This window comes from Chitinophaga sp. YR573 (genome assembly GCF_900110995.1).
Taxonomy (GTDB): Bacteria; Bacteroidota; Bacteroidia; order Chitinophagales; family Chitinophagaceae; genus Chitinophaga.
Genome location: NZ_FOJF01000001.1, coordinates 1,874,921 through 1,888,538 on the forward strand (window position 1 = coordinate 1,874,921; position 13,618 = coordinate 1,888,538).

General features: G+C 40.1%; 16 protein-coding genes. 8 read left to right on the top strand and 8 right to left on the bottom strand.

Annotated elements, in window-relative coordinates; genetic code table 11:
• Window positions 1-7: 7 nt before the first annotated feature.
• The 4 genes from BMW86_RS07855 to BMW86_RS07870 all read right to left on the bottom strand — a co-directional run bounded on the left by BMW86_RS07855 (window position 8) and on the right by BMW86_RS07870 (window position 2,789).
• Window positions 8-370 carry a hypothetical protein gene (locus BMW86_RS07855; RefSeq protein WP_089780604.1) on the bottom strand — a complete coding sequence of 121 codons (363 nt, stop codon included), beginning with the start codon at window positions 368-370 and terminating at the stop codon, window positions 8-10.
• 193 nt (window positions 371-563) lie between these two features.
• Entirely contained in the window at window positions 564-1,034 is a 471-nt protein-coding gene (locus tag BMW86_RS07860) for a Dps family protein (RefSeq protein ID WP_089780606.1), read from the bottom strand.
• A 13-nt stretch (window positions 1,035-1,047) separates the two neighbouring features.
• Window positions 1,048-1,365, bottom strand: coding sequence for a hypothetical protein (locus tag BMW86_RS07865; RefSeq protein ID WP_089780608.1), 318 nt, complete (start codon window positions 1,363-1,365; stop codon window positions 1,048-1,050).
• A 59-nt stretch (window positions 1,366-1,424) separates the two neighbouring features.
• Window positions 1,425-2,789, bottom strand: coding sequence for a sigma-54-dependent transcriptional regulator (locus BMW86_RS07870; RefSeq protein WP_089780610.1), 1,365 nt, complete (start codon window positions 2,787-2,789; stop codon window positions 1,425-1,427).
• 272 nt (window positions 2,790-3,061) lie between these two features.
• Between BMW86_RS07870 and BMW86_RS07875 the strand changes: the two genes are divergently transcribed.
• From BMW86_RS07875 to BMW86_RS07890, 4 genes are all read left to right on the top strand, one after another.
• The gene (locus tag BMW86_RS07875; protein WP_089780612.1) at window positions 3,062-3,697 is read left to right on the top strand and encodes a class I SAM-dependent methyltransferase; all 636 of its coding nucleotides are present in this window, start codon (window positions 3,062-3,064) and stop codon (window positions 3,695-3,697) included.
• A gap of 152 nt (window positions 3,698-3,849) precedes the next feature.
• Window positions 3,850-4,038 (top strand): hypothetical protein, encoded by a 189-nt coding sequence (locus BMW86_RS07880; protein ID WP_089780614.1) that lies wholly within the window; start codon window positions 3,850-3,852, stop codon window positions 4,036-4,038.
• Window positions 4,039-4,090: 52 nt separating this feature from the next.
• Entirely contained in the window at window positions 4,091-4,738 is a 648-nt protein-coding gene (locus tag BMW86_RS07885) for a hypothetical protein (RefSeq protein WP_177189192.1), read from the top strand.
• Window positions 4,739-4,843: 105 nt separating this feature from the next.
• Window positions 4,844-5,632, top strand: a complete 789-nt coding sequence (locus BMW86_RS07890) for a PhzF family phenazine biosynthesis protein (RefSeq protein ID WP_089780617.1) — start codon at window positions 4,844-4,846, stop codon at window positions 5,630-5,632.
• On the opposite strand, the gene BMW86_RS07895 is transcribed toward BMW86_RS07890, so the two are convergent.
• On the bottom strand, window positions 5,629-6,441 hold the full coding sequence (locus BMW86_RS07895) for a helix-turn-helix domain-containing protein (RefSeq protein WP_089780619.1): 813 nt from the start codon (window positions 6,439-6,441) through the stop codon (window positions 5,629-5,631). The two genes, BMW86_RS07890 and BMW86_RS07895, sit on opposite strands and share 4 nt — an antisense overlap.
• Before the next feature lie 71 nt (window positions 6,442-6,512).
• Between BMW86_RS07895 and BMW86_RS07900 the strand changes: the two genes are divergently transcribed.
• The 4 genes from BMW86_RS07900 to BMW86_RS07915 are packed head-to-tail and all read left to right on the top strand — an operon-like array spanning window position 6,513 to window position 9,834.
• Window positions 6,513-7,784 (top strand): S41 family peptidase, encoded by a 1,272-nt coding sequence (locus BMW86_RS07900; protein WP_089780621.1) that lies wholly within the window; start codon window positions 6,513-6,515, stop codon window positions 7,782-7,784.
• 60 nt (window positions 7,785-7,844) lie between these two features.
• The gene (locus BMW86_RS07905) at window positions 7,845-8,498 is read left to right on the top strand and encodes a TetR/AcrR family transcriptional regulator (RefSeq protein ID WP_089780623.1); all 654 of its coding nucleotides are present in this window, start codon (window positions 7,845-7,847) and stop codon (window positions 8,496-8,498) included.
• Entirely contained in the window at window positions 8,498-8,854 is a 357-nt protein-coding gene (locus BMW86_RS07910; RefSeq protein ID WP_089780625.1) for a GIY-YIG nuclease family protein, read from the top strand. The genes BMW86_RS07905 and BMW86_RS07910 overlap by 1 nt, the downstream gene beginning before the upstream one ends.
• Before the next feature lie 17 nt (window positions 8,855-8,871).
• A complete protein-coding gene (locus BMW86_RS07915; protein WP_089780627.1) occupies window positions 8,872-9,834 on the top strand; it encodes a peptidoglycan DD-metalloendopeptidase family protein in 963 nt (320 codons plus the stop codon).
• On the opposite strand, the gene BMW86_RS07920 is transcribed toward BMW86_RS07915, so the two are convergent.
• Genes BMW86_RS07920 through BMW86_RS07930 form a run of 3 tightly spaced genes read right to left on the bottom strand, consistent with a single transcriptional unit; the run spans window position 9,818 to window position 13,616 of the window.
• Complete coding sequence (locus tag BMW86_RS07920) at window positions 9,818-11,089, bottom strand: sensor histidine kinase (RefSeq protein WP_089780629.1); 1,272 nt, start codon at window positions 11,087-11,089, stop codon at window positions 9,818-9,820. The two genes, BMW86_RS07915 and BMW86_RS07920, sit on opposite strands and share 17 nt — an antisense overlap.
• Window positions 11,073-12,446, bottom strand: a complete 1,374-nt coding sequence (locus BMW86_RS07925) for a sigma-54-dependent transcriptional regulator (protein WP_089780630.1) — start codon at window positions 12,444-12,446, stop codon at window positions 11,073-11,075. The genes BMW86_RS07920 and BMW86_RS07925 overlap by 17 nt, the downstream gene beginning before the upstream one ends.
• 3 nt (window positions 12,447-12,449) lie before the next feature.
• Window positions 12,450-13,616, bottom strand: coding sequence for an ABC transporter permease (locus tag BMW86_RS07930; protein ID WP_089780632.1), 1,167 nt, complete (start codon window positions 13,614-13,616; stop codon window positions 12,450-12,452).
• Between the last annotated feature and the right edge of the window lie 2 nt (window positions 13,617-13,618).

Genomic DNA, 13,618 nt, shown 5'->3' on the forward strand with positions numbered 1-13,618 from the left:
CGTGGAATTAAATAAAAACAGGGGAATTATTTGAAGTCTTTTGAAGGGGTACAATTTTATAATCCTGCATATCTGATAAAGACAAAAGGTTCAGCATATCTTTGACTACTAAGTTTTGTATGTTAATGAAACAATCTTCATAATCTCGTTTCGTCGTTTCAATGATATAGAAGTAACTTCTGATATTATCAAATGATCTTAATAACAGGGCCGACATTTTTACATCTTTCTCCTGTTTAGCATTCGTTATATGTTTCCTTGTTAATATAGAAGCAGCCTCCATCAGCAAAAGCCGTAATTCAAATAAGCTTTCAGTATTTGTATATCGCTGCTCTTCCAGCTGCCGTTTTATTTGTAATAACTCCAACATATATATAAAAATTAAGATTAATTCAAATATCAAACCAAGCAAGGATTAGATGTCTGATTAACATTAATTATTACAATACGAACAGAAGTAGACAAAATAGCATAAGGATAGCACTTGCCAGAGGGAATAGATTTCTACAGTTGTAGAAAGAGAAGAAACAGGGGCTTTTAAGGCCCCTGTTGATATAATTTTATTATTTCAGATAAGCGCGGATCATCCAGGCCCATTGCTCATGCTGTTTCAGAACACCTGTCAGGAAATCAGCAGTTCCAATATCATGATGATCATCTTCTACTTTAGAAATATGACCACGGATCCCGCGGATAATTGTTTCATGATCATCCAGCAGATTCTTCAACTGCGTTTTCTGGTCGTTAGTGTATTCTCCTTCTTCCAGGTTAGCCAGTTTCAGATAATCTTTCAAACGGCCTTCTGCAAAATGACCGATTTTACGAACACGTTCAGCAATTTCATCTATTGTTTCTGCCAGTTCCGTGTACTGTCCTTCATAGAATTTATGCAATTCCATAAAACTCGGACTCTCAATATTCCAGTGATAATTGCGCGTTTTGGCGAATAACACTTGCTCATCAGAAATGAGCTGATTAAGAATAAGTGCAACAGCTTTTGAATTTGCTTCGCTGATACCAATGTTTGCTTTCATATAAATGGATGTTTTATTTCATTTTAAGTTTGTGCAGCATTGCGGTGGAAAGTGAGTCTGAATAAGCTCCGTAGGAAGTTATCAATATCCCCTTTAAGCCGGAAGCAGACTCAATAGCATATACTGCGGCTTCATCAGAAGGATCAGAATTACCTTCATAACGGTATACATCTACGATATTAAAATCATTTACATGTATCTTATCGGAATGACTTAACAGATAGTCCCCTTCCAGATTAAAATCAATTGTAAAACCTTCTTTTCTTAATGCCTCAATAGCGTTTGATACGGTGTCATAATGAGAATGGCGTTCCAGATTTGGGTCACTCATGTACTGTAATTTTAATGGTAAAAGATAAATCGGGGGAATACTAATGCAATATAAGAAGATCAGACTGAATGTTTTCTTGTAATGCCTAACTTTTTCATTTTAGAAGCTAATGTAGTTGGAGGCAAATTGAGTAATTCTGCAGCACCGCCTGGTCCTGCAATCTTATTATTACACATCTTTAAAACAGAAAGTATATGATCCCGTTCTAATTCAGTAATTGTTTTAATCTGTCCTGGTGGTGCATTTTCTGAAACAAGCACCATAGCAGAAGGTAAATCTACTTTTCTTATCACACCATCTTTTGCCAGTAGTATACTCCTTTCTATCAGGTGTTGCAATTCCCGTACATTTCCCGGCCAGTGATAAGCTGTGATGTCATGCATAATATCCGGAGATATATCAACGATCGTTTTATTGGTCCTGGCGGCATACATCTGTATAAAGTGAGATACCAGCAAAGGGATATCTTCTTTACGTTCCCGCAGTGGCGGCATTTGTATAGGGAACACATGTAGCCTGTAATAAAGATCCAGCCGGAAATTGCCATTGGCGATTTCCTTTTCCAGGTTGCGGCTGGTGGCTGCAATAATCCGGACATTCACCTTTACAGGCCCCTTTCCTCCTATCCGTTCAATCTCCCTCTCCTGCAATACACGTAATAATTTCACCTGCAGGTCCACAGGCATTTCACCTATCTCATCCAGGAAAATCGTACCACCATCTGCCTGTTCAAACTTCCCTATTCTTTTATCTACAGCACCTGTAAAGGCACCTTTCTCATGACCGAACAGCTCCGATTCTATTAACTGGGCCGGTAATGCGGCACAATTTACTTTCACAAATGCTTTGTTCTTCCTTGCAGATAACTGATGAATAGCATTCGCTATCCCTTCCTTACCGGTACCTGTTTCTCCCAGCACCAGTACAGATGTATCCATTGGAGCCACCTGCCTTACCATGTGAAAGATATGCTGCATCACCTGGCTATTTCCAATAATGCCCTGAAAGTGGGGTACAGATGTAACGACTATAGTATTTGATCTCAGTTCCTGCTGATGATCATGACGATAACGGGCAATGTCCAGGGTTACAAGCAGGTCTTTCTCTCTGAAAGGCTTTATCAGGAAACCGTAAGGCTGGGTGAGCTTTGCAGCGTCCAGTACCTGGTTATTACAATTTTCCGAGAGGTAAACAAATGGAATTTTTCGCTGATTCAACTCTGCTGCGAGGTCTATTCCTGTAAGATCGCCTTTCAGATAAATATCAAGTAACACAATATCCGGTCTTACTGTTTTAAGAATCTCCTGAGCCCTGATCACAGAACGGGCGATACCGCAAATACGGTAACCGGCACGTTCAAGTGTTAAACGAAGATCACTTGCGACAATCAATTCATCTTCTACAATTAGAATTTGTTCATTCATTGCAATACTATAATTTATTACAGTTTAGTTGCCATACTCGCTGTCTATGCTCTACTGTCGGTTTACGATATATAGGTTGTCTTCGTAATGATTTTATATACTATAACAGCATTGGGGTGAATATGGCGTTGGTTGGCACAATAAAATATACGACAATTTCGATGATTTGAATAAGGCTTTTCTTGATTTTCAACAAAAATGAATGATTTTCTGTAATTAAAAAATGCTAATAGATTAATTCTATAAGTATATACATTATTTTTGGCACTCACATGAAGTATTTACGCTATTTCTTATACGTTTCATGGCATTGGGGAATCGACATGGCGATTTTCATAGTAAAACATGAAATCAGGGGAGAGAAACAATATGGTATCAGTACTATCGGACTTGATAACCTGTCGGATATTGTATCCAAAGAAGACCGTCTGCATGTAAGCACTTACGAGCCTGTAAATTATTATACAGCAGGATGGTTGTTCGATCAGCTGAAAATTACAGATACTACTTTCCTGGATGTGGGATGTGGCAGAGGGCGTGTACTCGTGATGGCAGCCGCTTATGGATTTAAGAATATCATCGGCATTGATTTTTCTCAGCGCTTATGTGATCAGGCGGCCAGTGTCTGTAAAGATCTTCCTGTTACAATTACGTGTGCGGATGCCCGTATGTATGAAATCCCGGACACCGTAGGTGTTATCTTTCTCTTCAATCCCTTTGACGCTGCGATAATGAGCGAGTTTATACTGAGAGTATCTGAAAGTTTGTTAAGGAAAAAACGGCCATTAATAGTACTATACGCAAATCCACAATGCAAAGATCTATGGATAGAAGCCGGCTTCACTGAAACAGGGTCATTCGTAAAGAAAACATATCTGAAGGGAAGTGTGCTGGAAAAAGTTATGTGATCTGTTTTATAATTCTGTCATTTTGTAAATAATTTCGATGCCAAAAACACCCTTTTAATAATTGAAATTTCAGGCTGAAACCCTTGTTAATACTGAAAAATAAATTCCTCAAAAATTTGTTTGTGAAATAAAAAAATCTGTAATTTTATTTCATGATGACAGAAAAAGAATACAAGGAATCAATGGACAGTTTGGATGAGCAACGCAGACGCGTTACTGCCACTCCGGAAGCTGCGAGAGAATTTCTCGAAAGCCTTAAGATTCTACATCTTTTTGTTCCTAAAGGAAGCAAAGAGGTTTTCAAATTAGAAATTCCCGACGATTATTGTCCGGATTACTAAGTTTATTTTTAAGTTAACCAACTTCACCCTCAAAATTTTAATTAGTTTATCTATGAGACATTCTACGCGTCCCGGTTTTATTATCGGGTTTCATGGCTGTGACCAGGAAGTTAAGGACGCATTAATTTGCAAAGGGCTTCCTATGAAACCCAGTGTTAAAAGTTACGACTGGCTGGGAAATGGCTGTTATTTCTGGGAAAATAATTACGAAAGAGCGCTTGAATTTGCGCAAAATCCACCAGGTAAAAAAGTAATCAAAAATCCAACTGTAATAGGCGCTGTTATTGATCTCCAATACTGTTTGGATTTACTTGACACAAGCTTTCTGAAAATGGTTAAAAATTCATTTATCACTATCGCTAGTACTGGTGATGGTATAGATGGAGGGCTTCCTGAAAATATAGCTCCCGGACCATCAAAAGATTTGCTAATCCGCCATTTAGATTGTGCTGTAATTGAAAATGTACACAAAGACAGAATTGCAAGAAACGTAAAACCATTTGATTCTGCACGAGGAGTATTTGTAGAAGGAGAACCGCTGTACCCAGGATCTGGATTTAATGAAAAAAACCACATCCAGATTTGCATCCGTAATCCCAATTGTATAAAAGGATTTTTTGATCCTTTACATGAAGTGCCATGGCCACCTGAAAACCAGCAGGCCCCCTCATATCTTCTCTCCAGCTTAGCCCATAATTAACCCCTTTAGTATCAAATATCATGAGCGGCCGCTCATATCTCTTACGCAGTTTTGATATGCCTTAATGATAATCATCACTGATTATTTTCGTACATTAATGCCCAAATGAAACTAGCGCTTTACCAGGTAGATGCATTCACAGACAAAACCTTTGGCGGGAATCCCGCCTGTGTGGTACCTCTTGAACAATGGTTACCAGATGATCTTTTACTTAAAATTACGCAAGAGAATGCTGTAGCAGAAACAGCGTTTTTCGTAGATAATGGTGATAAAATTCATCTGAGATGGTTCACGCCCGAAATAGAAATGGACCTCTGCGGGCATGCTACCCTGGCTACTGCCCATGTCCTTAAAAGCATTCTCAACTATACTTCAGACACTATTGTCTTCCATACACTAAGCGGAGACCTCACCGTTACCGTAGATAATGACCTTTACACATTAGACTTCCCATCCAGGAAACCAACTAACGCCATATTACCGGAAATCATAAAAAACGCGCTCAGCAAACAACCAATAGCCGTTTTAAAATCCAGGGATTTCGTATTAGTCTATGAACAGGAAGCTGATATCAGAAACATTACCATCAACCGGCAGATACTCGACCAGATCAACCTTGATCCAGGTGGAGTAATCATCACCACCAAAGGAGACAACTGCGACTTTGTATCCCGCTACTTCACGCCCCAGGCATCTATCTTTGAAGATCCTGTAACAGGATCCGCACACTGCTCACTGATACCCTACTGGGGTGAACAGCTAAACAAAACGGAAATGCTGGCATTACAGTTATCAGACCGCATAGGTACATTGTTCTGCATAGATAAAGGAGACAGAGTACTAATAAAGGGGAAAGCCAAAACGTATTCAACAGGCTTTTTATACACAGACTAAATAAGATGGATAAACCTTTCAGCAATAGGATGTAGCTGATTAAAATAGATACCAGGTGAAGTACCAGCTATCCGCAAAAAATCTTTATTGAAATGCGACTGGTCACTATATCCCAGTTCATATAAAATCCCACTATAAGTAGCCCTGGAAGATTCATACCGCTTACTAAAGGACTTAATCCTGATAATCCCTGCATATTGCTTCGGACTCATACCTACACACTCCACAAACTTCCTTCTGAAATTCCGCTCACTCATCAGGTGTTGCCTGTGCAATACACCAATATCAAGATTGCCTTCCGCAGCATGAATCTGTCGCACCGCATCGAATATATGCTGCAAATGATAATCCTCCTTATGAGGCTTAACATATTTCATTAAGAACTGTTCCAGAAAACGATGCTTTGCGATCTCAGAAGAGAACGTATTTAATTGATCCGGCAGATTGTAAATATCATGCCCAAACACATCTCCGGCATCTATAGTAGAAGCCTTTATATGTTCCAGACTATCATTGATGAAAAGGTGCGCCGTACCCGGCTGAAAAACAACACCTACAAGATGTACCTTATCCTGGTATTGCAGGAAACTCCTGTCAGGATAAAGCCCGGTCAACGAAACGGCAGGCATCTTATCAAACTGCACCTCATCACGGGATAGAGTTACCGCAGCCCCCAGGTTAAATACCAGATCCAATGTTCCATCCGGAAGACGACGATGTACAACGTCATTCCGCTCCTGAGAAAGAACAGAATAAAAACATTGCACGTATTTACCTAAATATAAAGGACTGGTTTTAACGATGCCCATAAATTAAATGGCCGTTTTTTACAAACTGGTATTGAAGATAATTCTTTAGCATTGAGGAATATAAAAAGCTCATGAAAATTATCACATTCATCATCCTTTTAACAACCTTTTCCGGACTGGCAAATGCACAGAATTCCCTTACTGCCAATGAGAAAACCCAGGTCATTGATTCAATCTCTAAAAAACTCACGGAACGATATGTTTATCCCGATGTAGCTGAAAAGATGGTGAAGCAATTACAACAAAATGTACAAAAAGGCAATTACGCCAATATTAAAGACCCGAATGCATTTGCAGATCAACTCTCTAAAGATCTGTTAGCTGTTTGTCATGATAAACACCTGGGAGTAAGATATGATCCCCAGGGAATGGTACATAGCGAAAAGAAGGAAGACAGTCTTGCCAATGTAAAAAGGAGGTTTGAACTCTCCCGCTCGCAGAACTTTGGCTTTAAGGAGCTGAAAATCCTGGACGGAAACATAGGCTACCTGAACCTTAGCAGCTTTGAAGAACCCGCAGATGGTGGAGCCACAGCCGTACTCGCCATGAACTTCCTCAGCAACACGGATGCCATTATAATAGACCTGAGAAATAATGGAGGAGGTGCTACCACTATGGTGCAACTACTGGCAAGTTATTTCTTTGACAATCAGCCACATCCATTAACTGATATCTACTGGCGTCCTACCAATAGCACATTCCAGTTATGGACCCTGGCCTATGTAGAAGGCAAACGCATGCCCGATGTAGACGTGTATGTCCTCACCAGCAAAAGCACCTTCTCTGCTGCTGAAGACTTCTGCTATAGCCTGCAAAACCTGAAACGCATCACCATAATAGGAGAAACTACCGGAGGAGGTGCCCATCCTGTAATGCCGGTAGCAGCGGCTAACAATTTTATCATACATATCCCCCAGGGCAGGTCCATCAGTTCCATTACTAAAACCGACTGGGAAGGTACCGGTGTAAAACCCGATATAGAAGTGGCAGCCAAAGATGCACTGATAACCGCCCAGATAAAGGCCCTGGAAAAGCGTTCCCAGGAAAACATTCAGGTGACTTGGGCCCTGATGGCTCTTAAAGCCAAATTACATCCCATAACACTGAACTTAGCCCAATACCCTGGTACCTACGGAGACAGGACGATCGCCCTCGAAAACGGACAATTATATATCCAGAAAACAGGCAACTCAAAATACCCTTTAGTCGCCATAGCAGACGATTTATTCATGATAGAGAACCTTCCTTATCTGAAAATTAAAATGATCAGAGAAAATGATAAAATAACCGGCTTAAGCCGGCTGTATGATGACGGAGCTATCGTCAATAATCCTAAAAACTGATTAACATTGTTTTGTTTATTTAACAATGTTAATTATCTTTAACACTGTTAAATAAACAAAATGAAAGATAAAAAGGTCCATGAGCAGCGGATGAAGGGTTATTTCTTACAGGCTACCAAAGAAATACTCAAAGCGGAAGGATTAAAAAGCCTGAGCGTGAGAAACATTGCCGAGAAAGCAGGATACTCCTATACCACCATGTACAGTTATTTCCAGGACATAAACGACCTGATATTCCTGTGCGTCCATGATTTCTACGAAGAATGTAATGTATACGTGAAAGAAAGGACTCCAAAAAGAGAGAAAACAATCACACACCTCAAATCATGTGTCAGGGCCTACATGGATTTCTTTATCCAGTACCCCGGTATTTTTGACCTTTTCTTCCTGGAAAAGATGGAAGATTTCGGGAATAAGAAAGCTATCGTTGACATCATCAGCTCCTCTCTCAATCAAATTTGTGAAGAAGCCTGGAATGATTGTCTTGCACGCAACCTGATCAAAGCAGATCAGATCGAAATCCTCAAAGGACAGGTTAAAGCAATCGTATTCGGGTCACTACTACTCTATCTCAACAGGAGAACCCCCTCTTCCTATACTGAATTCATTAATCAGTTTAATCCCCAGTTAGACAGGATCTTTGAAACAGGCACAACGATATCTACAGAAACAAATACAACTGTAAACAATTCTCTCATTTCAATTAAACTATAGTGAAAACAAAGAAAGAGCTGAAAGAGGAATATAAACAGATGAAGTTTAAAATGGGTATTTTCCAGATAAGGAATACCCTTAACAATAAAATCTATATTGAAGGAAGCATTAACCTCAATGCTATCTGGAACAGACATAAAATGCAGTTAAACTTTGGCGTACACCCTAACCCGGATCTTCAGCAGGAATGGAAAGAAGAACATTTCCGGTTTGAAATTCTGGCAGAAATTGGACATAAGGACGATGAAGTAACAGACTATAATAAAGAGATCAAACTACTCGAAAGCATGTATATAGAAGAGTTGCAACCATTTGGAGAAAAAGGATATAATAAGCGTCCTATTTCATATATTTAATGATCAACCATTAAAATATGCGCCACTTTCTATTCATCCTTGCTCTTACATGCAGTATCAGTCACCTTTTTGCTCAGACAGAAAGCCGGGGATACAAAGCCGTCACAGACAAATTTCAATCTGCTTACAATGCAGGGAAATACGATAGTATATTCAGCATGCTCTCTGCCGAAACGAAACAGGCATTACCCCTGGATAAACTCACAGGGTTCTTTACAAATCTGAAAACCGGATGTGGGCAAATAACCAAAAAACAATTTATAAAGTCCACATCAGTAGCAGCCTCCTATAAAACCACTTTCGAGAAGGCGCTCTTTATGCTGAACATCTCTATAGATAATAATGCATCTATCACAGGTTTTACTATTACACCATACAACAGCCTTCCTGTTGTTGAACGGAATACCACCAAACTGAAATTACCTTTCAAAGGAGAATGGAACGTTCTCTGGGGTGGTGATACCAAAGAATTAAATTACCATGTTCAAAGCGAGGCTCAAAAGAATGCTTTTGATATCCTGATAAAGGATAACACCGGTAAATCGTTTAAAACAAATGGCAGTAGTAATGAAGATTATTATGCCTTCGGAAAGGAATTAACAGCTCCCTGCGATGGAGAAATAGCAATGGCCGTAGATGGTGTAAAAGATAATATACCCGGAGTGATGAACCCTATGATGGCGCTTGGAAACTGCGTAATACTAAAAACAGATAATAATGAATTCCTCTTCTTTGCTCATTTTAAAAATCATTCCATACAGGTAAAAGAAGGGCAAAAAATTAAACAGGGACAACTACTGGGGCTTTGCGGGAATACGGGTAACTCTTCAGAACCACATCTGCATTTTCACATACAAAACGTGGAAAACATCAACATTGCTACCGGTGTAAAATGCTACTTTGACAAAATCATTGTCAATGGACAGCTTAAATCAGATTACTCTCCTATTCAAAAAGATAAGATCAGTAACCAAAATTAATTACAAACTCCGTTTGTCTTTCTGCTACTGTTTTCAAAGAAAACTCAAATCCGTGATTCACTAATATCTCACGTACCAGCATTAATCCAATGCCCTGTCCGTCTTTTTTAGTACTAAAGAAAGGAGTAAACAATAACTCCTGTTGAGGAGTACTGATGCCTTTGCCGGTATCAGTAATAATAAGTTGCCGGGCATTGAGCGCAAATGTCACACTACCTTTCTCTTCCACCGCTTCAATTGCATTCTTTACGATGTTGATCAGTGCCTGTTCCAGTTGCTGTTCATCCGCAGAAATATAGAACGGTTTATCCGGCACTTTCATGATTAATGCTACTTCATGCTCTTCAGATTTCATTTTCATCAGTATACATACATCATTAATCAGCTTACGCAAGTCTACCTGTTTTTTATTCACCTGCGGTAATTTTACCAGTTCCGCAAAGTTCCGCATAAAAAGGTTAAGGTTCTGATTACGGTCCAATGCAACCTGCAAAGCCTCTTTCAGCGGGATAGATAATGGCGTTGCCTCTAATGTAGATTGTATAATAGAGTTTACCGGCCCAATTGTATTATTCACCTCATGCGCCATCATCCTGATGACCTTTCCATACACATGTTTCTCCGCCGCCAGTATTTCCGCCGTCAGCTCCTCTATCATAATAAAGTGACGTGGAAAGCCCCGGTCTATAAAGTGCGATTTTTGCAGCTTATAAGTATTCACTCCATCCGGTTTCACGGTAATAGTCTCTCCGGATTTTAAAAGAGAAATATATTGAGATAAGGCATTACCCGCCGGTAGGTCATACACACCTGCATCTACAGCTAATAACTGCCTCGCCTTAGGATTAATCTGCTGTATATGCCCGTTATAATCCAGAATAATGATCCCTGTAGGTGAAGTATGGATCAGCTTTTCCAGGAAGAAATGCTGCTGTTCCTGACGGGTACGTTCTTTCCGCAACTCATCTATCATATGATTATATACACTGATCAGCTGATCCATCTCATGTTTACCCGTAGATAGAAATTTTACATTGAAATCCCTGTCGCGGATAGCATCCACACCCTGCATCAACAGTTTCAACGGACGGATTAGCTGCCGGTAAAGTTGTATAGCAATAATAACAGAGATAATGACAAAAATCTCTGAGATGATAAAAAAGATCTTATTGGCATTGAAAATAAAATAACTGAGAACAAGTGTTACCAGGTGCAGTGTGACTACAAAAAATATGTATTTAGTCCTCAGCCTCATCGTAGGGTATTTGATATTTCTCCAATCGCCGGTATAATGCACTGCGTGTAAGTCCAAGTGATGCCGCCGCTCTTGCTATCTTATTCTTATGATGACTCATTGCCCGCTTAATCATCTCGATTTCCATTTCTTCCAGTGTAATCATGCCCACACCAGGGAACTGCACACTGCCCATTTTCGCTGGCGACAACTCCAGTTGTGAACGGAAATCATCCGTCTCCAGGATATCTTTTTTGCTTACCAGTATAGACCGCTCCACCAGGTTCTTCAACTGCCGGATATTACCGGGTAAAGGTAACTGCTGCATCCATTTCATGGCAGTCGGAGATACCGTCAGAGAAGGCCGGTTATAAATCTCTTTCAGATTATTGATAAAGAAATTCACCAGCAAAGGGATATCCTTTGGCCGCTCCCGCAAAGCAGGCAGATGAATGGTGATCAGGTTGATACGATATAGCAGGTCTTCCCGGAAATTGTTACGGACTACCATCTCATTCAGATCTTTATTAGTAGCACATACAATGCGTACATCCACTGTTTTCGTACGACTGCTACCCAATACTTCATAGGTCCTGTCCTGCAATACCCGCAGCAACTTCACCTGACTACCCGCATCCAGGTCGCCTATCTCATCCAAAAATATAGTACCCTTATGAGCAGTCTCAAAACGACCGGTACGATCAAAGCGGGCATCTGTAAAAGCCCCCCTTACATGTCCGAACATCTCACTTTCAAACAACGAAGTGGATATCCCTCCAAGATTCACCTTAATAAAAGGTTTATTACGGCGTACACTATTCTGATGCACAGCCTCAGCTATCAACTCCTTACCTGTACCACTCTCTCCCATTATCAGCACAGAGGCATCAGTAGCAGCCACCCTGCCAATCGTCTCCAGGATATTTAACATCCTGGGATCTTCCCCTATGATATGCTGGAAATGATAGATCTTATCCAGCTCTTTCCTGGTATGACTTTCAGATTTATGCTCCTGTAAATCCAGCAGGGTTTTAACGGATTGCAGCAGGTGTTCGTTATTCCAGGGTTTGTTAATGAAATCATTGGCCCCGGCTTTCATACCACTTACCGCCAGCTCAATACTTCCCCAACCGGTTATTAAAATAACAGGGACGGTTGGATTAATCTGCCGGATCTTCTTTAACAGGATCAGTCCTTCTTCTCCTGATGTTTCTATCGTAAAATTAAGATCGAGGATAATCAGATCAGGTTTATCCTGACTGAGTATCCTCAATGCCATTTCAGGTCCTTCTGCTACAGTTACATCGTATTTATTGCTGTTTAACAGCAACTGTAGCGAAACCCTTACCGCAATATCATCATCAATGATCAGTATCATATATTATTCTTCATGTAACGCAACCGCAGGATAAATAGCCGCTGCCTGTCTACCCGGGTAAAAAGCACATATCAGTACCAAAAGATAAATAAATATTATTGACAATACCAGCGCTGTCATGTAAACACTCGTAGGCAGATCAAACACATTTAACAACGGAAATTGCACCGCAAAAAATGTCCCTATAATCAGTGAAAAGGTAGCCAGGATCATTGACTCTATCACCAGCTGACTGGCAACAGATCGTCCCGTAGCCCCTATTGCCCTGCGTAGCCCTATCTCTCCTCTCCGCCTGTTGATATTATACCAAAGTACACCAAATAAGCCTAATGCCACATTGATGATCAGGAAACAGCTTACAATTGAAAGCACGATTATGGGTACTAATGCAAAGTAATTAATACTTTTCCGTTTATTGACCAGATGTTCGATTTCTACATTGGAATTTTCTATATATCCTGCTACCTTTTTATACAAGCGGCCTTCAAAAGCAGGGCCTGCATCTGCAGTTACATTTACCAGCAGTCTATCTATCCAATGGATGTTGCTGGTATCTATCCTGGAATAAGAAGCAAACCCCGCCGAGGTATAATCTCCTTTGAACTTGGTATCAGCCACTACACCAATGATTTGTCTATCTTCAATAATCTTTCCCACTACAGGCTCCTTACCAAACAATTTTTCTCTAAGACCATTATTGATAAGAACAGGTCTTGTATGGGCAACCGCATCTCCTTTGTTAAACCAGCGTCCTTCCAGTATTTTCAGGTGTAATACATCTTTATAGCTATCATCTACCTTATAGTCGTTGACGCTCTCTACAACTTTACCCTTATAACGAAATCCATTCTGCATAGAGTTGCTCGAAAATGGAATATTAGGACTCATCTGACCAACCGCCTTTACTTCCGGCATAGCCCGTATATCCCTTTTCAATATTTCATAAAACAATTTCAGCGAATCTCCATTGGGGTTCTTATCACCATTGCTGTAACTAATGACCCATACATGTTCATAATCAAACCCCATAGGTTTTTTATAATTCTGATAATAATATACCAGCAGGGTAAATACTGCAAATATTACCAGGAAGGAAACCAACATCTCCGACATCAACAAAAAATTCTGTTTCCTTTTATTCCAGATCAGTTTAAATAAATGTCTGTACATAT

What these genes read in the sequence shown, in the direction of transcription:
- BMW86_RS07925 (WP_089780630.1), bottom strand. Translation starts at nt 12,446, where the DNA reads ATGATACTGATCATTGATGATGATATTGCGGTAAGGGTTTCGCTACAG.
- BMW86_RS07875 (WP_089780612.1), top strand. Translation starts at nt 3,062, where the DNA reads ATGAAGTATTTACGCTATTTCTTATACGTTTCATGGCATTGGGGAATC.
- BMW86_RS07930 (WP_089780632.1), bottom strand. Translation starts at nt 13,616, where the DNA reads ATGTACAGACATTTATTTAAACTGATCTGGAATAAAAGGAAACAGAAT.
- BMW86_RS07900 (WP_089780621.1), top strand. Translation starts at nt 6,513, where the DNA reads ATGAAAATTATCACATTCATCATCCTTTTAACAACCTTTTCCGGACTG.
- BMW86_RS07870 (WP_089780610.1), bottom strand. Translation starts at nt 2,789, where the DNA reads ATGAATGAACAAATTCTAATTGTAGAAGATGAATTGATTGTCGCAAGT.
- BMW86_RS07890 (WP_089780617.1), top strand. Translation starts at nt 4,844, where the DNA reads ATGAAACTAGCGCTTTACCAGGTAGATGCATTCACAGACAAAACCTTT.
- BMW86_RS07905 (WP_089780623.1), top strand. Translation starts at nt 7,845, where the DNA reads ATGAAAGATAAAAAGGTCCATGAGCAGCGGATGAAGGGTTATTTCTTA.
- BMW86_RS07915 (WP_089780627.1), top strand. Translation starts at nt 8,872, where the DNA reads ATGCGCCACTTTCTATTCATCCTTGCTCTTACATGCAGTATCAGTCAC.
- BMW86_RS07920 (WP_089780629.1), bottom strand. Translation starts at nt 11,089, where the DNA reads ATGAGGCTGAGGACTAAATACATATTTTTTGTAGTCACACTGCACCTG.
- BMW86_RS07855 (WP_089780604.1), bottom strand. Translation starts at nt 370, where the DNA reads ATGTTGGAGTTATTACAAATAAAACGGCAGCTGGAAGAGCAGCGATAT.
- BMW86_RS07860 (WP_089780606.1), bottom strand. Translation starts at nt 1,034, where the DNA reads ATGAAAGCAAACATTGGTATCAGCGAAGCAAATTCAAAAGCTGTTGCA.
- BMW86_RS07885 (WP_177189192.1), top strand. Translation starts at nt 4,091, where the DNA reads ATGAGACATTCTACGCGTCCCGGTTTTATTATCGGGTTTCATGGCTGT.
- BMW86_RS07880 (WP_089780614.1), top strand. Translation starts at nt 3,850, where the DNA reads ATGATGACAGAAAAAGAATACAAGGAATCAATGGACAGTTTGGATGAG.
- BMW86_RS07895 (WP_089780619.1), bottom strand. Translation starts at nt 6,441, where the DNA reads ATGGGCATCGTTAAAACCAGTCCTTTATATTTAGGTAAATACGTGCAA.
- BMW86_RS07865 (WP_089780608.1), bottom strand. Translation starts at nt 1,365, where the DNA reads ATGAGTGACCCAAATCTGGAACGCCATTCTCATTATGACACCGTATCA.